Source organism: Piscinibacter gummiphilus, from assembly GCF_002116905.1.
Classification (GTDB): domain Bacteria; phylum Pseudomonadota; class Gammaproteobacteria; order Burkholderiales; family Burkholderiaceae_C; genus Rhizobacter; species Rhizobacter gummiphilus.
Map to the genome: position 1 here is coordinate 4,260,563 of NZ_CP015118.1, position 17,019 is coordinate 4,277,581.

The 17,019-nt window shown below is 71.3% G+C and carries 17 protein-coding genes; 8 read left to right on the forward strand and 9 right to left on the reverse strand.

The genetic code is table 11. The annotated features are described in order from the left end of the window. Positions 1–18: 18 nt before the first annotated feature. From A4W93_RS19305 to A4W93_RS19330, 6 genes are read left to right on the forward strand one after another with little or no spacing between them, the layout of a single operon-like run. A complete protein-coding gene (locus A4W93_RS19305; RefSeq protein WP_085752153.1) occupies positions 19–2,922 on the forward strand; it encodes a monovalent cation/H+ antiporter subunit A in 2,904 nt (967 codons plus the stop codon). Beyond that, positions 2,922–3,266, forward strand: coding sequence for a Na+/H+ antiporter subunit C (locus tag A4W93_RS19310; protein WP_085752154.1), 345 nt, complete (start codon positions 2,922–2,924; stop codon positions 3,264–3,266). Before A4W93_RS19305 ends, A4W93_RS19310 begins: the two co-directional genes overlap by 1 nt. After that, positions 3,263–4,966: a monovalent cation/H+ antiporter subunit D gene (locus A4W93_RS19315; RefSeq protein ID WP_085752155.1), complete on the forward strand. Its 1,704-nt coding sequence runs from the start codon at positions 3,263–3,265 to the stop codon at positions 4,964–4,966. The genes A4W93_RS19310 and A4W93_RS19315 overlap by 4 nt, the downstream gene beginning before the upstream one ends. Beyond that, positions 4,963–5,451 (forward strand): Na+/H+ antiporter subunit E, encoded by a 489-nt coding sequence (locus A4W93_RS19320; RefSeq protein WP_085752156.1) that lies wholly within the window; start codon positions 4,963–4,965, stop codon positions 5,449–5,451. The genes A4W93_RS19315 and A4W93_RS19320 overlap by 4 nt, the downstream gene beginning before the upstream one ends. After that, positions 5,448–5,726, forward strand: a complete 279-nt coding sequence (locus A4W93_RS19325; protein ID WP_085752157.1) for a K+/H+ antiporter subunit F — start codon at positions 5,448–5,450, stop codon at positions 5,724–5,726. The genes A4W93_RS19320 and A4W93_RS19325 overlap by 4 nt, the downstream gene beginning before the upstream one ends. Then, positions 5,723–6,061: a Na+/H+ antiporter subunit G gene (locus tag A4W93_RS19330; protein ID WP_085752158.1), complete on the forward strand. Its 339-nt coding sequence runs from the start codon at positions 5,723–5,725 to the stop codon at positions 6,059–6,061. The genes A4W93_RS19325 and A4W93_RS19330 overlap by 4 nt, the downstream gene beginning before the upstream one ends. Here A4W93_RS19330 and A4W93_RS19335 read toward each other — a convergent pair. The 7 genes from A4W93_RS19335 to A4W93_RS19365 form a co-directional block, all read right to left on the reverse strand. Next, positions 6,058–6,459, reverse strand: coding sequence for a DUF2894 domain-containing protein (locus tag A4W93_RS19335; protein ID WP_085752159.1), 402 nt, complete (start codon positions 6,457–6,459; stop codon positions 6,058–6,060). The genes A4W93_RS19330 and A4W93_RS19335 overlap by 4 nt on opposite strands. Then, entirely contained in the window at positions 6,456–7,106 is a 651-nt protein-coding gene (locus A4W93_RS19340; protein WP_085752160.1) for an OmpA family protein, read from the reverse strand. The genes A4W93_RS19335 and A4W93_RS19340 overlap by 4 nt, the downstream gene beginning before the upstream one ends. Beyond that, positions 7,103–9,187 carry a DUF802 domain-containing protein gene (locus tag A4W93_RS19345; RefSeq protein WP_085752161.1) on the reverse strand — a complete coding sequence of 695 codons (2,085 nt, stop codon included), beginning with the start codon at positions 9,185–9,187 and terminating at the stop codon, positions 7,103–7,105. The genes A4W93_RS19340 and A4W93_RS19345 overlap by 4 nt, the downstream gene beginning before the upstream one ends. After that, positions 9,184–9,843 carry a DUF3348 family protein gene (locus A4W93_RS19350; protein WP_085752162.1) on the reverse strand — a complete coding sequence of 220 codons (660 nt, stop codon included), beginning with the start codon at positions 9,841–9,843 and terminating at the stop codon, positions 9,184–9,186. Before A4W93_RS19350 ends, A4W93_RS19345 begins: the two co-directional genes overlap by 4 nt. Positions 9,844–9,918: 75 nt before the next feature. Then, positions 9,919–11,724, reverse strand: coding sequence for a TonB family protein (locus A4W93_RS19355; protein ID WP_157131707.1), 1,806 nt, complete (start codon positions 11,722–11,724; stop codon positions 9,919–9,921). 63 nt (positions 11,725–11,787) lie between these two features. Further along, a complete protein-coding gene (locus A4W93_RS19360; protein WP_085752164.1) occupies positions 11,788–12,003 on the reverse strand; it encodes a YgdI/YgdR family lipoprotein in 216 nt (71 codons plus the stop codon). A gap of 75 nt (positions 12,004–12,078) precedes the next feature. Then, positions 12,079–13,278, reverse strand: a complete 1,200-nt coding sequence (locus A4W93_RS19365; protein ID WP_085752165.1) for an MFS transporter — start codon at positions 13,276–13,278, stop codon at positions 12,079–12,081. Between the two features lie 82 nt (positions 13,279–13,360). Between A4W93_RS19365 and A4W93_RS19370 the strand changes: the two genes are divergently transcribed. Together A4W93_RS19370 and A4W93_RS19375 are read left to right on the forward strand one after the other, a co-directional pair. Beyond that, positions 13,361–14,665, forward strand: coding sequence for an alpha/beta fold hydrolase (locus tag A4W93_RS19370; RefSeq protein ID WP_157782196.1), 1,305 nt, complete (start codon positions 13,361–13,363; stop codon positions 14,663–14,665). 5 nt (positions 14,666–14,670) lie between these two features. Continuing rightward, entirely contained in the window at positions 14,671–15,372 is a 702-nt protein-coding gene (locus tag A4W93_RS19375) for a pseudouridine synthase (RefSeq protein ID WP_085752166.1), read from the forward strand. Positions 15,373–15,381: 9 nt separating this feature from the next. Here the strand turns inward: A4W93_RS19375 and A4W93_RS19380 are convergent, their stop codons facing one another. Both A4W93_RS19380 and A4W93_RS19385 read right to left on the reverse strand, forming a co-directional pair. Further along, positions 15,382–16,245 carry a hypothetical protein gene (locus A4W93_RS19380; RefSeq protein ID WP_085752167.1) on the reverse strand — a complete coding sequence of 288 codons (864 nt, stop codon included), beginning with the start codon at positions 16,243–16,245 and terminating at the stop codon, positions 15,382–15,384. Positions 16,246–16,263: 18 nt separating this feature from the next. After that, complete coding sequence (locus tag A4W93_RS19385; RefSeq protein WP_157131708.1) at positions 16,264–16,914, reverse strand: hypothetical protein; 651 nt, start codon at positions 16,912–16,914, stop codon at positions 16,264–16,266. Between the last annotated feature and the right edge of the window lie 105 nt (positions 16,915–17,019).

Consider the following 17,019-nt stretch of genomic DNA (forward strand, 5'->3'; position numbering starts at 1 on the left):
CCTTAGAATGGACCGGAGATGCCCCTTGCCTACCTCGTCCTCCTCCCCTTCCTCGGCAGTGTCATCGCGGCACTGCTGCCTGCCAACGCACGCAACCGCGAGTCGACGCTCGCCGGCCTGATCGCGCTCGCCGGCGCGGTGCAGGTGGCGATGCTGTTCCCGCGCGTCGCGGCGGGCGAGGTGATCCGCGAGCAGATCGCGTGGCTGCCCTCGCTGGGCATCGACATCGTCTTCCGCATGGACGGCTTCGCGTGGATGTTCTCCATGCTCGTGCTGGGCGTGGGCGCGCTGGTCGTGATGTACGCGCGGTACTACATGTCCCCCGCCGACCCGGTGCCGCGCTTCTTCGCGTTTTTCCTCGCGTTCATGGGCGCGATGACCGGCGTCGTGCTGTCGGGCAACCTCGTGCAGCTCGTGCTGTTCTGGGAACTGACGAGCCTCTTCTCGTTCCTGCTGATCGGCTACTGGCACCACCGCACCGACGCCCGCCGCGGCGCCCGCATGGCGCTCGTGGTCACCGGCACCGGCGGCCTGTGCCTGCTGGTCGGGGTGCTGCTGATCGGGCGCATCGTCGGCAGCTTCGACCTCGACGTGGTGCTGAAGTCCGGGGACCTGGTGCGCGCCCATGCGTTGTACCCCGTCGCGCTCGTGCTCGTGCTGCTGGGCGCGCTCACCAAGAGCGCGCAGTTCCCGTTCCACTTCTGGCTGCCACACGCCATGGCCGCGCCCACGCCCGTGTCGGCGTACCTGCACTCGGCCACGATGGTGAAGGCCGGTGTCTTCCTGCTCGCGCGGCTGTGGCCCGTGCTCTCGGGCACCGACCTCTGGTTCTGGACCGTGGGGGGCGCCGGCGCGTGCACGCTGCTGCTCGGCGCGTACGCGGCCATGTTCCAGAACGACATGAAGGGGCTGCTCGCCTACTCCACCATCAGCCACCTCGGGCTGATCACGCTGCTGCTGGGCCTCAACAGCGACCTGGCCGCCGTGGCCGCGGTCTTCCACATCATGAACCACGCCACCTTCAAGGCGTCGCTGTTCATGGCCACCGGCATCGTGGACCACGAGACCGGCACCCGCGACATCCGCCGCCTGAACGGCCTCTTCAAGGCCCTGCCCATCACCGGCACGCTCGCGATGGTGGCCGCGGCCGCGATGGCGGGCGTGCCGCTGCTCAACGGGTTCCTGTCGAAGGAGATGTTCTTCGCCGAGACGGTGTTCGTGTCGTCGGCCCCGTGGGTCGAGATCGCGCTGCCGCTGGCGGCCACGCTCGCGGGCATCTTCAGCGTGGCCTACTCGCTGCGCTTCACGGTGGACGTCTTCTTCGGCCCGCTGGCCGAGGACCTGCCGCGCACGCCCCATGAGCCGTCGCGCTGGATGCGCGTGCCGGTCGAGCTGCTCGTGCTGGGCTGCCTCGTGGTGGGCATCGCCCCGGCCTGGTCCGTGGCGGGCTTCCTGGCGACGGCGGCCGCCCCGGTGGTCGGCGACCACCTGCCCGCCTACAGCCTCGCGATCTGGCACGGCTGGAACGCGCCCATGTTCATGAGCATCGTCGCGCTCGCGGGCGGCACGGTGTTCTACCTGCTGCTGCGCAAGCAGCTCAAGCGCGGCCGCTTCCCCGCGCCCCCCGTGGTCTCGCTGCTGAGCGGCAAGCGGTTCTTCGAACGCACCCTGGTGTTCCTCAGCTGGTTCGGCCGCCGCGGCCTGCGCGCCTTCGGCACCGCGCGGCTGCAGTCGCAGATGTTCCGCATGGTGCTCGTCGCGGTCGTCTTCGCCATCGCCTCGCTGTGGGGCCAGCAGCTCGTGTGGGGCGACCGGCCGCGCATCCCGATGTCGCCAGTGTTCGCGGGCATCTGGGTCATCGGCATCGTCTGCGCCATCGGCGCGGCCTGGCAGGCGAAGTACCACCGGCTCGCCGCGCTCACGATGATGGCCGGCGCGGGCCTGTCCACCTGCATCACGTTCGTGTGGTTCTCGGCGCCCGACCTCGCACTCACCCAGCTCACCGTCGAGGTGGTGACCACCGTGCTGATCCTGCTCGGGCTGCGCTGGCTGCCCAAGCGCATCGAGGTGAACGCCCGCGAGCTGCGCACCGACCTGCGCGCCCGCGCCCGCCGCACGCGCGACTTCGCGCTGTCCGCCGTGGTGGGCGTCGGCATGGCCGGCCTGTCGTACGCGTTGCTCACGCGCGCGGCACCGCAGAGCATCTCGCCGTTCTTCTTGTCGCGTGCGCTGCCGGAAGGCGGCGGCACCAACGTCGTCAACGTGATGCTGGTCGACTTCCGCGGCTTCGACACCATGGGCGAGATCACCGTGCTGTCGGCCGTCGCGCTCACGGTCTACGCGCTGCTGCGCCGGTTCCGCCCGCCGGGTGAAAGCATCGAGCAGCCCGCGCAGCAGCGCGCGGTGCCGCGCGACCTGGTCACCGACCTCGTGAACGCCCGCACCTCCAGCGACACCGCCCAGGGCTACCTGCTCGTGCCGGCCGTGCTGGTGCGGCTGCTGCTGCCGCTGTCGTGGGTGATCGCGATGTACCTCTTCATGCGCGGCCACAACGAACCGGGCGGTGGCTTCGTCGCGGGCCTCGTGGTGGCCATCGCGTTCATCGTGCAGTACATCGTGGCCGGCACCACGTGGGTGGAGGAGCACATGCGGCTGCGTCCACCGCGCTGGATCGCCGTCGGCCTGCTGTTCGCCCTCGGCACCGGCCTCGGCTCGTGGTGGTTCGGCTACCCGTTCCTGACCACGCACACCGCCCACCTGCACCTGCCGCTCGTCGGCGAGATCCACGTCGCGAGCGCGATGTTCTTCGACATCGGCGTGTTCGCCGCCGTCGTGGGGTCCACGCTGCTGATCCTCACCGCCATTTCCCACCAATCGGTCCGCAGCCACCGCAAGGACCGTCCCGCCCCAGGAGCCGCCTGATGGAAGAAATCATCGCCATCGCGATCGGCGTCCTCGCCGCCTCGGGCGTGTGGCTGCTGCTGCGCCCCCGCACCTTCCAGGTCATCATGGGCCTGTCGCTGCTGTCGTATGCCGTGAACCTCTTCATCTTCAGCATGGGCAGCCTGTCCATCGGCAACGAACCCATCATCCGCCCTGGCCTGCCCGCGGACCTCGAGCACTACACCGACCCGATGCCCCAGGCCCTCGTGCTGACGGCCATCGTCATCGGCTTCGCGATGACCGCGCTGTTCCTCGTCGTGCTGCTCGCGTCGCGCGGCTTCACCGGCACCGACCACGTCGACGGCGACGGGGGGCACGGATGATCCATCCGACGCTGCAGGCCCTCGCCCCCGGGCTCTGGCCCCACCTCGTCATCGCCCCCATCCTGCTGCCGATGCTGACGGCGGCGGTGATGATGCTGCTCGGCGAAAAGCGCCGCCGGTTCAAGGGCTGGCTCAACATCGCCTCCACCCTGTGCGGCCTCGTGCTGTCGATCGTGCTGATGCGCTGGGTCGACCACTCCGGCGTGCCCGGGGTCGTGGGCGTCTACCTGCCGTCGAACTGGGACGTGCCGTACGGCATCGTGCTCGCCGTCGACCGCCTGAGCGCGCTGATGCTCGTGCTGGCGGGCGGCGTCGCCCTCGGTGCGCTGCTGTTCGCCGTGGCCCGCTGGGACCGCGCCGGCGTGCACTTCCACCCGCTGTTCCAGATCCAGCTGATGGGCCTGTACGGGGCCTTCCTGACGGCCGACCTCTTCAACCTCTTCGTGTTCTTCGAGGTGATGCTGTCGGCGTCCTACGGGCTGATGCTGCACGGCTCGGGCCGCCAGCGGGTGAGCGCCGGCCTGCACTACATCGCGATCAACCTCGTGGCGTCGTCGTTCTTCCTGATCGGCGCGGCGATGATCTACGGCGTCACCGGCACGCTGAACTTCGCCGACCTCGCGGTGAAGATCCCGCACATCCCGGTGGACGACCGCGGCCTGCTGCACGCCGGCGCCGCCATCCTCGCCACCGCTTTCCTCGCGAAGGCCGCCATGTGGCCCATGAACGCGTGGCTGGAGCCCGCGTACTCGGGCGCCAGCGCGCCGGTGGCCGGCCTCTTCGCCATCATGACGAAGGTGGGCGTCTACGCGGTGCTGCGCCTGTGGACGCTGATGTTCTCCGAGCAGGCGGGGCCGTCCGCGCAGTTCGGCGGCAGCTGGCTCGTGGTGGGCGGCCTGCTCACCGTGGGCTTCGGCTCGCTCGGCATGCTGGGCGCCAAGCGCCTCGGGCGGCTCGCGAGCTTCAGCGTGCTGATCTCCTCGGGCACGCTGCTCGCGGCGTTCGGCTTCGGCCAGCCCGCGCTCACCGCGGGGGCGCTGTACTACCTCGCGAGCTCCACGTTCGCGGTGAGCGCGTTCTTCCTGCTCGCCGAACTGGTGGAGCGCTCGCGCGTGGCCGCCGGCTCGCGCCCCGAGGGGGACACCGTGCCGGGCGCCGCCGACGACGAGTCGCAGTTCGAGGGCATGCACATCAACCTCGACGAGGACGAGGAGCCGTTGATCGGCCGCGCCATTCCCGCGGCCATGGCGTTCCTGGGCCTGAGCTTCATCGCCTGCACGCTGCTGCTGAGCGGCATGCCGCCGCTGTCGGGCTTCATCGGCAAGCTGGCGATGCTCACCGCGCTGCTGAACCCGGTGGAAGGCGACACCGTGCCCGTCGTGACCGCCACCGGCTGGGGCCTCGTCGTGCTGATGGTGGGCTCGGGCCTCGTCTCGATGATCGCGCTGTCGCGCGCCGGCATCCGCCACTTCTGGGCGCCCCAGGACCGCCCGGCGCCGAAGCTGCGCATCGCCGAATGCCTGCCCATCGCGATGCTCGTGACCGCGTGCTGCGTGCTCGTGGTCCAGGGCGAGGCCGTGGTGCAGTACGGCCGGCTCACCGCCTGGTCGCTGGTGAACCCCACCTCGTACATCGATGCGGTGATCACCGCGATGCCGGTGCCCTCGCCTCCGAAGGCCGCCGGGGGGGCCGCGCCATGAAGCGCCTGTTCCCCGCCCCGCTCATCTCGCTGTCCATCCTCGTGCTGTGGCTCGTGCTCAACGGGTCGCTCGGTTTCGGCCAGTGGCTGTTCGGCCTCACGCTCGCCGTGGTCGTGCCGCTCGCCACCGCGTCGCTGCGGCCCACGCCGGCCCGCATCCGCCGGCCGTGGACGGTGTTCAGGCTGATCTGCCTCGTCGGGCGCGACGTGATCGTCTCGAACCTCGTCGTCGCGAAGGGCGTGTTCCGCGCCCGCCGCTCGCCGCCGAGGGGCACCTTCGTGCGCGTGCCGCTGCAGCTGCGCGACCCGCACGGCCTCGCCGCGCTCGCCGCCATCATGTGCGTGATCCCCGGCACCGTGTGGTCCGAGCTGTCGCTCGACCGCGGCACGCTGCTGCTGCACGTCTTCGACCTGGACGACGAGGCCGCGTTCATCGAACACCTCAAGTCCCACTACGAGAAGCCCCTCATGGAGATCTTCGAATGAGCCCTCTCCTCTATGGCGCGAGCGCCGTGGCGCTGGTGTGCCTCGCGCTCGCGATGGCCTTCGCGATGGTGCGCGTGTTCCGCGGCCCGTCGGCCCAGGACCGTGTGCTGGCGCTCGACGCGCTCTACATCTGCGGCATGCTCGTGATGCTCGTGCTGGGCATCCGCTACACCAGCGAGATGTTCTTCGAGGCCGCGCTGCTGATCGCCCTGTTCGGTTTCGTCGGCTCCGCGTCGATGGCCAAGTTCCTGCTGCGCGGGGAGGTCATCGAATGAACGCCGTGCCGCTGTGGGCCGAGGCCATCGTGGCCCTGCTGATCGTCACCGGCGCGCTGTTCGCGCTGGTGGGCATGTGGGGGCTGCTGCGCCTGCCCGACTTCTTCCTGCGCATGCACTCGCCGGCGCTCGCGTCCACCATCGGCGCGTGGTGCCTGGCAGGCGCCTCGGTGCTGTACTTCTCGATGCTGGAAGGCCGGCCCGTGCTGCACGTCTGGCTGATCCCCGTGTTCCTGTCGATCACGGTGCCCATCACCACGTCGCTGCTGGCGCGTGCCGGGGTGTTCCGGGCGCGCGAGGCGGGTGAGAAGCAGGTGCCGCCCGCGGTGGGCTAACCCTTTCGGGGTGCCCGCGCGGCGGGCTTGCGCGGCACGAGGTCGGCCGCGTCGATCGTCTGCTCCAGCCACTGCAGCGTGTCGATGTGCGACATGAACGCGTCGAGGTACTCCGGCGACACGTCGTTGATGGCCTGCAGCGCGCGGTTCACGAGGTGCGACGAATTGAGCGGCCCGGCCGACGCGGGCACGTGCGCCAGCACCTGGCGCAGGCGCTGCTCGGCCCGCATGCGGGACCACGTGCCCTGGAACGCGCTGACGGCCTTGAGCGGCGGGGGTGACACGGTGCGCGACAGCGGCACGGCCGCGGCCGACGGCAGCGCCGGCGCACGGCCCAGCCGGTCGACCAGCGCCCGCAACGCGGCCAGCCCCTTCGACGGCACCCCCGGCTCACTCATGGCGCACGCGGCTTCGGCGTGGGCGCCATCTCGACGCGCCGGTTGAGCGCGCGGCCCGCGGCGTCGGCGTTCGACGCCACCGGCTGCTGCGACCCGAACGCCGCGGCGAACACGGCGGACGACGGCACACCCTCCTCGATCAGCCCACGCGTGACGGTCAGCGCCCGCTGGGCCGAGAGTTCCCAGTTGTCGGCGAACTTCGCCCGCGTGGTCTCGCGCACCTGCCGGTCGTCGGTGAAGCCGCTGACCATCAGCACCTCGTCGCGCGACGCCAGGTAGGCGGCCAGCGGCCCCGCCAGGTCCTTGAGCACCTGGCGGCCTTCGGGCTGCAGGTCGGCCGAGTTGAACGCGAACAGCACGCTGCCGCTGATGTGGATGCGGCCGTTGGCCACCGTGACACGGCCGGCCGCGAGCGGGATGGCCAGCGCCCGTTCCAGCTCGGCACGGCGCTGGGCTTCCGCCTCGCGCTGCTGCACCTCGGACTTCAGGCGTTCGGCGAGGTCGAGCTGCATGCCCATCACGCACACGAGGATCAGCACGAACGCGCCCAGCAGGCCGGCCATCAGGTCGCCGAAGACGGCCCAGACCGGCGTGGTGGACTCGAGGCCGTCGTCCAGCCCGTCGTCGAGGTCCGAGGCGATCGTCATGCGGACTCGGCCTCGGGTGCCTTGGCCCGCGACTGCAGGCCTTCGAAGATCTGCTGGTGCGAGCCGAGCGTCAGGTCGACGATCTCGCGCGCCTGCGCCACGTAGTAGGCCAGCTGCTCGTCGCTGCGGGCCATCGTGTGCGACAGCGCGCCCTCGATGCGCTGCAGCTGGGCCATCAGGTCCTCGCTCGCGCGGCTGAACTGCTGCACCGCCACGCCGAAGCCTTCGCCCAGGTTCGCCACCTCGGCGGCGCTGCCCGTGACCTGTTCGGACACGGCCTGCAGCGCGCGCGACTCCGTCTCGACGCTGTCGGCGAAACGGGTGCCCGCGCGCTCCAGCACGTCGGTGGTGGTGGCCACCAGCGCGTCGATGGCGGCACGCTGCTCGGTGCTCGCGTGGTTCACCGCGTCGAGCAGGCCGGAGAGCGTGGACATCAGCCGGTTGCGTTCGTCGAGCGCGGTGTTGTCGCGCACCAGGCTGTCGGACAGCGCGGTGCGCAGTTCGCCGATCACCTCGGCGGCCGCACGCGGCGCCTCGGACGCGGCCTGCACGAGGCGGGCGATCTCGCCGATGGTGGCGCGGGCATGGGTCTCGGTCTGCGCGGCGATGGTCTGGGCCGTCTGCTCGAGCGTCGTGCAGATCTGGCGCTGGCGCTCGGCCAGCGCGGCGCCGTCGTCCTCGGCCTGGCGCTGCATCGCGGCGGTGAGGCGGGCGATGCCGTCGTGGAAGGCGGTGGACCGCTCCTGCTCGCGGCGGACCGCGGCGGCGTCGGCCTCGGCCTGCGACTCGGCCACGCGGCGCAGCAGCGAGGCCGCGTGCGTCTCGAAGCCGGCGACCATCGCGGCGGCCGCGTCGCGGCCATGGGCGGTGAGCGCCTCGTGGCCCTGCCGCTGCTCGTCGAGCGCGCGGCCGAGCGATTCGCTCCAAATCTCGGCGCTGCGGTCCATGCGGGTGGACACACCGTCCACCAGCGCCGTGGCGCGCTGTTCGAAGGACGCGGTGAAGCGGTCGAGGCCGGCCTTCAGGTCGGCGGCGACGGCCTCACCCTGGCGCTGCTGGCTGGCGAGCGCAGCCTGCCACTGCGTGGCGAGGGACGCCGCGGTGGTATCCAGCCGTGCGGCCACGCCGTCGAGCTGCTGCTGCACGGTGGCCGACAGCGTGTCGCGCAGCATGGCGGCTTCCGTCGCGAGGCCGGCCATCGTGGCCGTCACCGCCGGTTCGATGGCGGCGCCCGCCAGGCGCGCGCTCTCGGCGAGGCTGCTCTTGAGCGAGCGGTCCACCGACTCGGCAAGGCCCGTGTAGGCGCGCTGCGCCTCGTCATGGAACTTCGCCTGGCCGGCCACCAGCTGGTCGTGCAGGGCCTGGCCCTGGCGTTCGATGTGGCCCACGAGGGCCTGCAGCTGCGTCACCACCGCGGGCAGCGTGTCGGCCTGCGCGCGCAGCAACGCGAGCGATTCCTCGCGCTGGTGCACACGCGAGAAGCCACGCAGCGTGGTGGTGACCCGCGCGTCGAGTTGCTGCACCACCTGCTGGCGCTCGCGCCGCGCCAGCGCCGACATCAGGCCCAGCATGGCCGAGGCCGCGACGCCCGCCACCGAACAGCCGAACGCGAGGCCCAGGCCCCGGACCGGCGCGGCGAGCGAGGCGCGGATGGCCTCCACGTTCGTCGCGCTCTCGAGCGCGAGGCCGGTGCCCTTGAGCGTGACCACCATGCCGAGGAAGGTGCCCAGCATGCCCAGCAGCACCAGCAGGCCGGCGAGGTACGGTGTCAGCGCGGGGCCCGGCAGACCCACCCGCTCGCCTTCCACGCGCAGGCGCACGGCATGGCGCAGGCCCGCGGGCACCGAGGCGAGCCAGGCGCCGAGGTCCGCCGGGGCCTCGCCCGCGCCGGCCACGGCCTGCGACAGCCCCACCGTCGACGTGTGGAAGCGGTGCAGCTCGAGCGCACCCATCAGGTAGAAGGCCCCGATCAGCAGCACCAGAGACAGCGCCAGCAGGTGGCCCGGCACGTAGCCGGCGGCGATCCAGCCGAGCGCGAGGAGGCCCACCGCGAAGGCGGTGTGATGGAGGAGTCGGTTCATGTCGTGGGGTGCGTGCGAAGTGCGTCCAGCAGGCCCTGGGCCGGCAACAGCCGGTGCGCCAGTTCGGCCTGCAGCACGTGGTCCAGGTCATCACGGAAGGTGGCGGTCCAGCCGGGGTCGTCCCCGGCGGCGCGGGCCATCCGTTCGAAGTGCGATTGAAGCCTCAGCGGCACCAGCGCCAGCAGACGGCGTTCGTGCGGCGCCAGGGCCTGGTCCATGACGGCGTCGAGTGCGGCCAGCCGGGCGAGCGACGGCGCACGCCGGGACAGGGCGTCTCGCAGGCGCTGGCGCAACGCGCCGACGGCCTCGAGCATCGCCTGCTGCCGGGCGGCGCAGTGGCGTCGGTACGGGCTGAAATCGGTCGGGCTCGCCTCGGCGTCGGCAGGGCCGGCGGCGATGGACGCCGACAGGGCCGCGCGCACGCGCTGGAAGTCCGCCTCGTCGCCACCCAGGCCGCGCGAGCGCGCGGGGGCGGCATCCGACGGCCCGGCGTTGAGCGCGGTCGACAGCGAGATCGCGTCCGTCCAGCTGAGCCAGTGGCCCAGCCGTTCGGCGAACGCCGGTCGCACATCGACAGGGGGGGCGTCCGCCAGACGGGCCAGGAGGCGGGTGAGCTCCGAACCGGCAACGCCCGGGCTGGATGACCCGAGTTGCATGGATGCCAGTTTGAAGGTTTCGTGAAAGGGGAGTGAGTTTACTACGGGAGGGGGTCCGTCCGGCCCATCCCCCCCTCACTGGAGACGGACCGCGGAATCGAAGTGCCAGGTGCGCCGGATCTCGATCACGTCGTACTCGCGGGCGAGCGCCGCGGGGAACGCCGGGTTGGGCTTCTGGGCCTCGACGATGCGGCGGATCGCGTCGTCGACCTCGGGCACGCCGCTCGACACCACGAAAGTCACGGACTCGACGGAGCCGTCGCTGCGGATCGCCACGGTGACCATCGGCGTCGTGTGCGGCCGCCTGGCCAGGGCCTGCACCGTCTCGGCGGGAGTGCCGAACTGGATGCGGCGGGCCCAGGTGTCGGCGTACTGCACGAGTTCGGCGTTCGGGTCGGTGCGCCCCCAGAGACGGCCCCGGCGCGGGGAACTGAGCGACAGCGGCAGGCTGTTGTTCGGCGGGCGGGCCTTCGCCACGTCGCGCTGCGCGGCCTCCTCGTCGAGCTGACGACCGATCGCGCGGCGCACGGCCTCGCGGCGCTCCTGTTCGGCGTTGGCGCGGGCGGCGGCCTGCCGGTCGGCTTCCTGGCGCTCGGCGTCGGCGCGGGCGGCCTCCTGGCGCTGCGCTTCCTGCCGGGCCGCGGCTTCGCGGGCGGCCTGGTCGCGGCGTTCGGCGTCGGCTCGGGCTGCCTCTGCGCGGGCTGCGTCTGCGCGGGCTGCTTCTGCGCGGGTGGCTTCCGCTCGGGCCGCTTCGACACGTGCAGCGTCTGCCCGTGCGGCTTCCTGCCGCCGAGCTTCCTGTTCGGCCGCGGCCGCGCGTTCGGCCGACTCGCGGCGTTCGGCATCGAGGCGCGCGGCTTCGACCCGGGCGGCCTCCTGGCGGCGGGCCTCGGCCTGGGCCGCTGTGTCACGCGTCACCTGGGCCTGGCGTTCGGCCTCCACACGCGCCGCTTCGGCCCGGGCCGCCTCCTGCCGCCGCGCGTCCGCGTCGGCCGCGGCCTGCTTCGCCTCCTGCTCCCGGCGCTCGGCCTCCTGCCGTTCGGTCTCCCGCCGGGCCGCGTCGGCGCGGGCCGCCTCCTGGCGGCGCGCTTCCGCCTCGGCCACCGCCTGCCGCGCCACCTGGTCCCGGCGTTCGGCCTCGATGCGTGCGGCTTCCTGGCGTTCCGCCTCCTGCCGCACGGCGGCCTCCCGCGCGAGGGCCTCCTGGCGCTCGGCTTCCACCCGCGCCGCCTCGGCGCGCAAGGCCTCCTGGCGCCGCAGCGCCTCCCGCGCGAGTTCGTCGGGCGACGAAGCCGGCGCCTCGGGCAACGGCGCGCTGGCCGCGACGGCCACCACGGGAGGCGGCGCGACGGGGGTGTCGGGCACGGGCACCTCGACGACCGGCACGGGCACGGGCGGTGGCACGGGGGTTTCGGGTGCTGGCGGTGGGGGCGGCGCCTCGGCCACGAACGCGGGGGGCGGTTCGGGGGCCGGCGGCTCCGGGGCATCCGGAGCCGGTGCGTCCGGCGTCGGGGCGGGCGGCACCTCGGGTGCAGGCCGGGGACTCGGAGGACGCGATGCCCGTGCGGGCGGCGCCTCGTCCCGAGCTTCCGCGGGCGGTGTCGGGGGGGCGGGCAGCGGTGTGAGCACGATGCTCAGGTCGTCCGCCTCCGCCCGCCGGTCCTGCCACGGGAAGGTGAGGCCCGGCGCCCCGGTGCCGGATCCACCGAACACCAGGGTCAGCAGCACCGCATGCACGACGAGGGAGACGCCCATCGCCAGCAGCATCCGTCGGCGTTCGGGGACCGTGAAGCGTTCGGCCCGCTCCGGCACCGCACCCGGCGGCTCCGAAGGCCTTGGCGCTGCCACTTCAGCGTCGTCCGTGATCCGCGTCTGGGCCATCGCGTGGATTCTCGCGGATCCACGCGGTCATCCCGGGGCCGGCGCCCCACCCAAGAAGGGGGGCTAGCGTTTCATGACGTGGACGACTTCGCCCTCGCGGATCGTCGAGGTGCGGCCATTGGCATCGGTGTACGTGTAGACACCCGCCTTCGGGTCCAGCTCGGGCTTTCCGGTGCTGACGACCTGGCCGCCGTCGCGGGTGTTGATGAGGTATTCGCTGGTGGAGCAGGCGGCCAGGGCGCAGGCCGCGAGTACCAGGACAACAGAGGCTCGGAACATGGTGGTCGTCTCCCAGCGAAGAGTCTAGGAAGCCACCAGCCGGCCGGCAACTGCCCTTTGGTGCCGCCCAGGCTCCTAGCGGGCCGGATCTCCCGCCATCGCGAACGCGATCCACGCCAGGCCGACCATCGCCGCCAGCATCAGCAGCAGCTCCCGGTAGCCCGGCACCACGAGCAGCACCCACGCCCCCACCAGCGGACCGACCGCGCGCGGCACGAGGGACAGCACCGACAGCAGCCCGCTGATGCGCCCCACGTGCGCATGGCCGAAGTACGTGGGCACGACGTGGCCCCGCACGATGGTGATGAGGCCGTTGGCCGCGCCGAACATCACCGCGAACAGCAGCAGCGCCCAGAGCGAATGGGCCAGCGCGAAGATGAGGAGCGACAGCGGCATGGCCGCGAACACCGCCAGCCCGAGCACCCGCGCCGACCAGCGCCGCCCGGCCACCATGAACACCACCCGGCCGACGACCTGCGCCGGCCCCACCCACATCAGCACCGCCAGGGCCTGGGCCTCCGGCGTGCCCTTCGACGCGAAGGCCGGCAGCACGTGGGCCCAGAAGGTGGCCGACACGATGGAATACAGCATGAAGGTGGCCGCCAGCAGCCAGAACGCCTTGTGGCGCAGGGCCTCGTGCAGCGTGGCGTCGTCCGCGGCGTCGGCGGCACGCACCGGGCGCGGCGGGTCGGTGCCGCGCAGCGCCCATGCGTTGAGCGGCGTCGCCACGAACAGCAGCAGCCCGCCCACCACCGCGAGCGCCACGCGCCAGCCGAACGCCCCGATCAGCCACAACGTGACCGGGAACGACACCGTGCTCGCGAACCCGCCCACGAGGGTGAGCCAGGTGATGGCCGACCCGTAGCGGGTGGGAAAGCGCCGGGTGACGACGCTGAAGGCCGGCTCGTAGAGGGTCATCGCCATCGCGGCGCCCAGCAGCGCCCACGCGAGGTACAGCACCGGCAGGCTCTCGACGACAGACCACAGCAGGAAACCGAGGCCCGCGATGAACGTGCCGCCCGCCATCACCGCGCGCCCGTGTCCGCGATCGATGAGCGCCCCGGCCCCGTAGCTGGCCGCGCCCCACACCGCGAGCCCCAACGTGAACGCCCCCATGATCGACGGCTTGGACCAGCCGAACGTGTCGTGCATCGGCAGCACGAAGGCCGAGAAGGTGTAGTACAGCGCCGCCCACGCGATCAGCTGGGCCCCGGCCAGGCACGCGACGGTGGGGCCGAAGGCCGGCGGCGCGGGCGCGTCGGAAAGTCGGGACATCGCGGTGATTGTGGGCAGTGCGGCCCCGCCCGTCTGTCACCCCTGGGTCAGCCGCGCCGTGCCTTTGCGGGAAAATGCCACGGTGTCCTCACCCGATTCCTTCCCACCCATCGTGTTCGTCCACGGCAACGGCGACACCGCCGCGCTGTGGTTCACCACCGTCTGGCGCTTCGAGTCGAACGGCTGGCCGCGCGACCGGCTGCACGCCATCGACCTGCCCTACCCGCTCGCCCGCGACGACGAACACACGCCCCAGCCCGGCCGCACCTCGAGTGCCGAGCACATGGCCTTCCTCGCGGCCGAGGTGGAGCGCGTGCGCGCGGCCACCGGGGCACGCCGCGTGCTGCTCGTCGCGAACTCGCGGGGCGGCTACGCGGTGCGCAACTACCTGGCCCGCGGCGGCGGGGCGGACAAGGTGTCGCACGTGGTGCTGGGCGGCACGCCCAACCACGGCGTGTGGACCTCGGCGGAACACCTCCCCCACAACGAGTTCAACGGTGCCGGCCCGCTGCTGCGCGCCCTCAACGAACCCGGACCGGACGGCCACGAGGTGACGCCCGGCGTCGCGTGGCTCACGCTGCGGTCCGACGGCAACGACAAGTACTGCCAGCCCACCGGCCACTGGATCGGCGTGCCGCACCTGGCCACCGGCACCGGGCCCGACAGCCCCGAACTGCGCGGTGCCGTCAACGTGGTGGTGCCGGGCGTGGACCACCGCGAGACGTCGTACGGCCCCGAGGCCTTCGCCCACACCTGGGCCTTCCTCACCGGCGCGCCGCCGGCCACCCTGTCGATCGAACCGGAACCCCAGCTGCGGCTCGACGGCAAGGTCTCGGGCTTCGGCGTCGACAACCGCAAGGGCTTCGACCCGACGAACCTGCCGCTCGTGGGCGCGCGCCTCGAGGTCTTCGCCACGCACCCGGACACCGGCGAACGCCTGGGTCCGGCCGTCCACGTGCGCACCATCGGACCCGAGGGCCGCTGGGGGCCGATGACCGCGCGCCCGGGCCAGCCGTACGAGTTCGTCATCACCGCCGACGGCTACCCGGTCACCCACGTGTACCGCTCGCCGTTCGTGCGCTCCTCCGAACTCATCCACCTGCGCGCCGAGCGCCTGCCGAAGCCGGAGGCTACGCCGCCGCTGTCGCGCGTCACGCTCAGCCGCCCGCGCGGCTTCTTCGACCGCCAGCGCGACCGCGTGATGCTCGACGGCCAGTGCCCTCCGCCCGACGTGCCGCCCGGCGTGGCGGGGGTCTCGGTGGCCGTGGCCCGGGTCACCGACCGGGCCGGCCGCACCGTGCAGGCAGAATTCAACGGCGAACGCATCGCGGGCCTCGCATGGCCGCTGGCCGAGGGCCACCTGGTGACGTTCGAACTCCACCACTGATCTCCATGAAGCTGTCCCAACTGCTGTTCACCCAGGGCTTCGGCGCCCGCCGCGAGTGCGAGGGCCTGATCGCCTCCGGCCACGTCACCGTCGGCGGCGAGCGTGTCGACGACCCGTTCGCCGACGTCGATCCGACGGGCCTGCAGTTCACCGTGCGCGGCGAACCGTGGACGTACCACGAGAAGGCGCTGCTCGTGATGAACAAGCCGCAGGGTGTCGAGTGCTCGCAGAAGCCGAAGCACCACCCGAGCATCTACAGCCTGCTGCCCGCGCCGCTGCGCCGGCGCGACGTGCAGAGCATCGGCCGCCTCGACGAGGACACCACGGGCCTGCTGCTGTTCACCGACGACGGCGCGCTGATCCACCGCTTCACGTCGCCGAAGAAACACGTGCCGAAGGTGTACGAAGTGACCTGCAAGCACCCCGTGACGCCGGACCAGATCGCCCGCCTGCTCGAAGGGGTCAAGCTGGTGGACGACCCGGCCACCGTTCGGGCCGTGGCCTGCGAGCCCACCGGCGAACTCACGCTGCGTTTGACCCTCGTCGACGGCAAGTACCACCAGGTCAAGCGCATGCTGGCCGCGGTGAGCAACCGGGTCGAGGGACTGCACCGCAGCGGCTTCGGCGCCCTCGTGCTGCCCGCCGACCTGGCCCCGGGCCAGTGGCGGTGGCTGGAAGGCCCGTCGGCCATCGTGCCGGCCGGGTGAGGCACGGGTTCAAACGCCGGATATCTGCGCGGAACTCCGGAGGATTGCGTTCGCATCCCGCAATTCATGAACGGCCTCCGCACCCACCTCCGCGTCGCCCGCAAGCACCTCGGTGAAGCGCTGAACGGCGCGACTCCGATCGGCCAAGGTAATCCGGTCCTTCAACCGGATGGTGCCGTTGACATGAATCAGCACGAACAAAACTTTGCCGGATGCAATCGATTGAAGCTGCACTTTGGTCGAGTTGCCCTGACGTGCGGCAACCGTCGTGTAATTGCTGATGGCTTTCGTCGCGTAGCGCCATGGCAAATCGGATCGCGGCGATGCGGAGAAGATGGAATGCAGCCGGGCCCAGAATCCTTCTCGCTGCACTTCTTTCCTGGCGCGATGTTTGAGCTGTCGCTGGACCTCCAGCAAGAAGGCATCGAACTCCTTGTATGCAGCGGCCGGCACCGGTTCAACTGAGGCCTCTTCAAAGCCGAGCACAGACGGAGGGGAGGGCTGCACTGCCCCGGCGACCACGTCGGCCTGCTCGACCGCATCCGGAGATGATTCCGAGAGAAAGGCATCGAACTCAGCCGAACCGACTGGCGGCTCATGCCACGCAGTCGTCGCTGCTGGCAATGCATCGGCTTCCATGGCAACCGCACCGAAACTCGAGGGCAACGGGGCCTGTTCGACGGCCTTGCTGTTGTGGCGCTCCAGGGCGCGCAGCAGGCGATCAAGGGAATCACTGTCTTGCATCAGGCGCTCAACCAGCGCAGCCGCTTGTCTCGCACCTTCCTCGGTCGACAGATCGAACTCGCCCCCCTCGACCTCATGCAAGGCCGCGGCGAGGACATTCGGCGGGATCCCGGCAAGCGCATCAGCCATGGCACACACTCTAGCACCTCATCGGAAAGCATCGAACCGGGCCGAGAAGGCCCGCGCCACGACGTCGTCGAAATGGAAGTACTCGTCGCTGCCACGTCGGCGGAAGATCCGGGTGATGGCTGGCGCGTCGATGGACAGACGCTGCATTCCGACTTTTTGCTCGTAGAAGCGCAGCAGTTTCTCACCGCCCTCGGGTGCCGCATGCAGCAGAAAGGTGCCGTCCTGACCCGACTCGAGTGCGGCCTGGATCCCGCTGTCCAGCAGAGCCATTGCCACCCCTTTCGCAGCGGGCACCTTCAACTCATCATAGACCTCCTTCGGGGCATCTGCCAGAAACCAGCCGAAGCCTCTGTCACGCCGCTCTTCGAGCACCGTGCAATTCAGTTGCGGGACGGTGGTCAACATTCCGATGGGAAAGGCGCCGGTTTCTCCCGTGTCAACGACAAGGCTCATGGCCCAGGCGGGGCCATGACCACCCGCCAGACGAGTAAGGTTGTGCAATCCCGCCAGATGCAGCCAGTGAACCCAGTTCCATCCCACGTCGGCACGGACGGACGTGCTGTCGAGCCCTTCCGCTGCATGACGATAGTTGCGGTTGATGTGCGGCTGGACCGCGTGGTGCCAGATGTACGCCAGTCGACCCGTCATCGGCACGACGTGCACTTTCATGTCGGGCGACGAGGACAGGGTGCTGAGGCGTCGGATCGGCCGCTGGAGCATCGTTTCTGACATTCATGGAGGGGTACAGGCTCGCTACCCGGCTTGAGGCACCCC

Coding starts and splice junctions, on each gene's coding strand:
- A4W93_RS19305 (WP_085752153.1), top strand. CDS start 19: ATGCCCCTTGCCTACCTCGTCCTCCTCCCCTTCCTCGGCAGTGTCATC.
- A4W93_RS19310 (WP_085752154.1), top strand. CDS start 2,922: ATGGAAGAAATCATCGCCATCGCGATCGGCGTCCTCGCCGCCTCGGGC.
- A4W93_RS19315 (WP_085752155.1), top strand. CDS start 3,263: ATGATCCATCCGACGCTGCAGGCCCTCGCCCCCGGGCTCTGGCCCCAC.
- A4W93_RS19320 (WP_085752156.1), top strand. CDS start 4,963: ATGAAGCGCCTGTTCCCCGCCCCGCTCATCTCGCTGTCCATCCTCGTG.
- A4W93_RS19325 (WP_085752157.1), top strand. CDS start 5,448: ATGAGCCCTCTCCTCTATGGCGCGAGCGCCGTGGCGCTGGTGTGCCTC.
- A4W93_RS19330 (WP_085752158.1), top strand. CDS start 5,723: ATGAACGCCGTGCCGCTGTGGGCCGAGGCCATCGTGGCCCTGCTGATC.
- A4W93_RS19335 (WP_085752159.1), bottom strand. CDS start 6,459: ATGAGTGAGCCGGGGGTGCCGTCGAAGGGGCTGGCCGCGTTGCGGGCG.
- A4W93_RS19340 (WP_085752160.1), bottom strand. CDS start 7,106: ATGACGATCGCCTCGGACCTCGACGACGGGCTGGACGACGGCCTCGAG.
- A4W93_RS19345 (WP_085752161.1), bottom strand. CDS start 9,187: ATGAACCGACTCCTCCATCACACCGCCTTCGCGGTGGGCCTCCTCGCG.
- A4W93_RS19350 (WP_085752162.1), bottom strand. CDS start 9,843: ATGCAACTCGGGTCATCCAGCCCGGGCGTTGCCGGTTCGGAGCTCACC.
- A4W93_RS19355 (WP_157131707.1), bottom strand. CDS start 11,724: ATGGCCCAGACGCGGATCACGGACGACGCTGAAGTGGCAGCGCCAAGG.
- A4W93_RS19360 (WP_085752164.1), bottom strand. CDS start 12,003: ATGTTCCGAGCCTCTGTTGTCCTGGTACTCGCGGCCTGCGCCCTGGCC.
- A4W93_RS19365 (WP_085752165.1), bottom strand. CDS start 13,278: ATGTCCCGACTTTCCGACGCGCCCGCGCCGCCGGCCTTCGGCCCCACC.
- A4W93_RS19375 (WP_085752166.1), top strand. CDS start 14,671: ATGAAGCTGTCCCAACTGCTGTTCACCCAGGGCTTCGGCGCCCGCCGC.
- A4W93_RS19380 (WP_085752167.1), bottom strand. CDS start 16,245: ATGGCTGATGCGCTTGCCGGGATCCCGCCGAATGTCCTCGCCGCGGCC.
- A4W93_RS19385 (WP_157131708.1), bottom strand. CDS start 16,914: ATGAAAGTGCACGTCGTGCCGATGACGGGTCGACTGGCGTACATCTGG.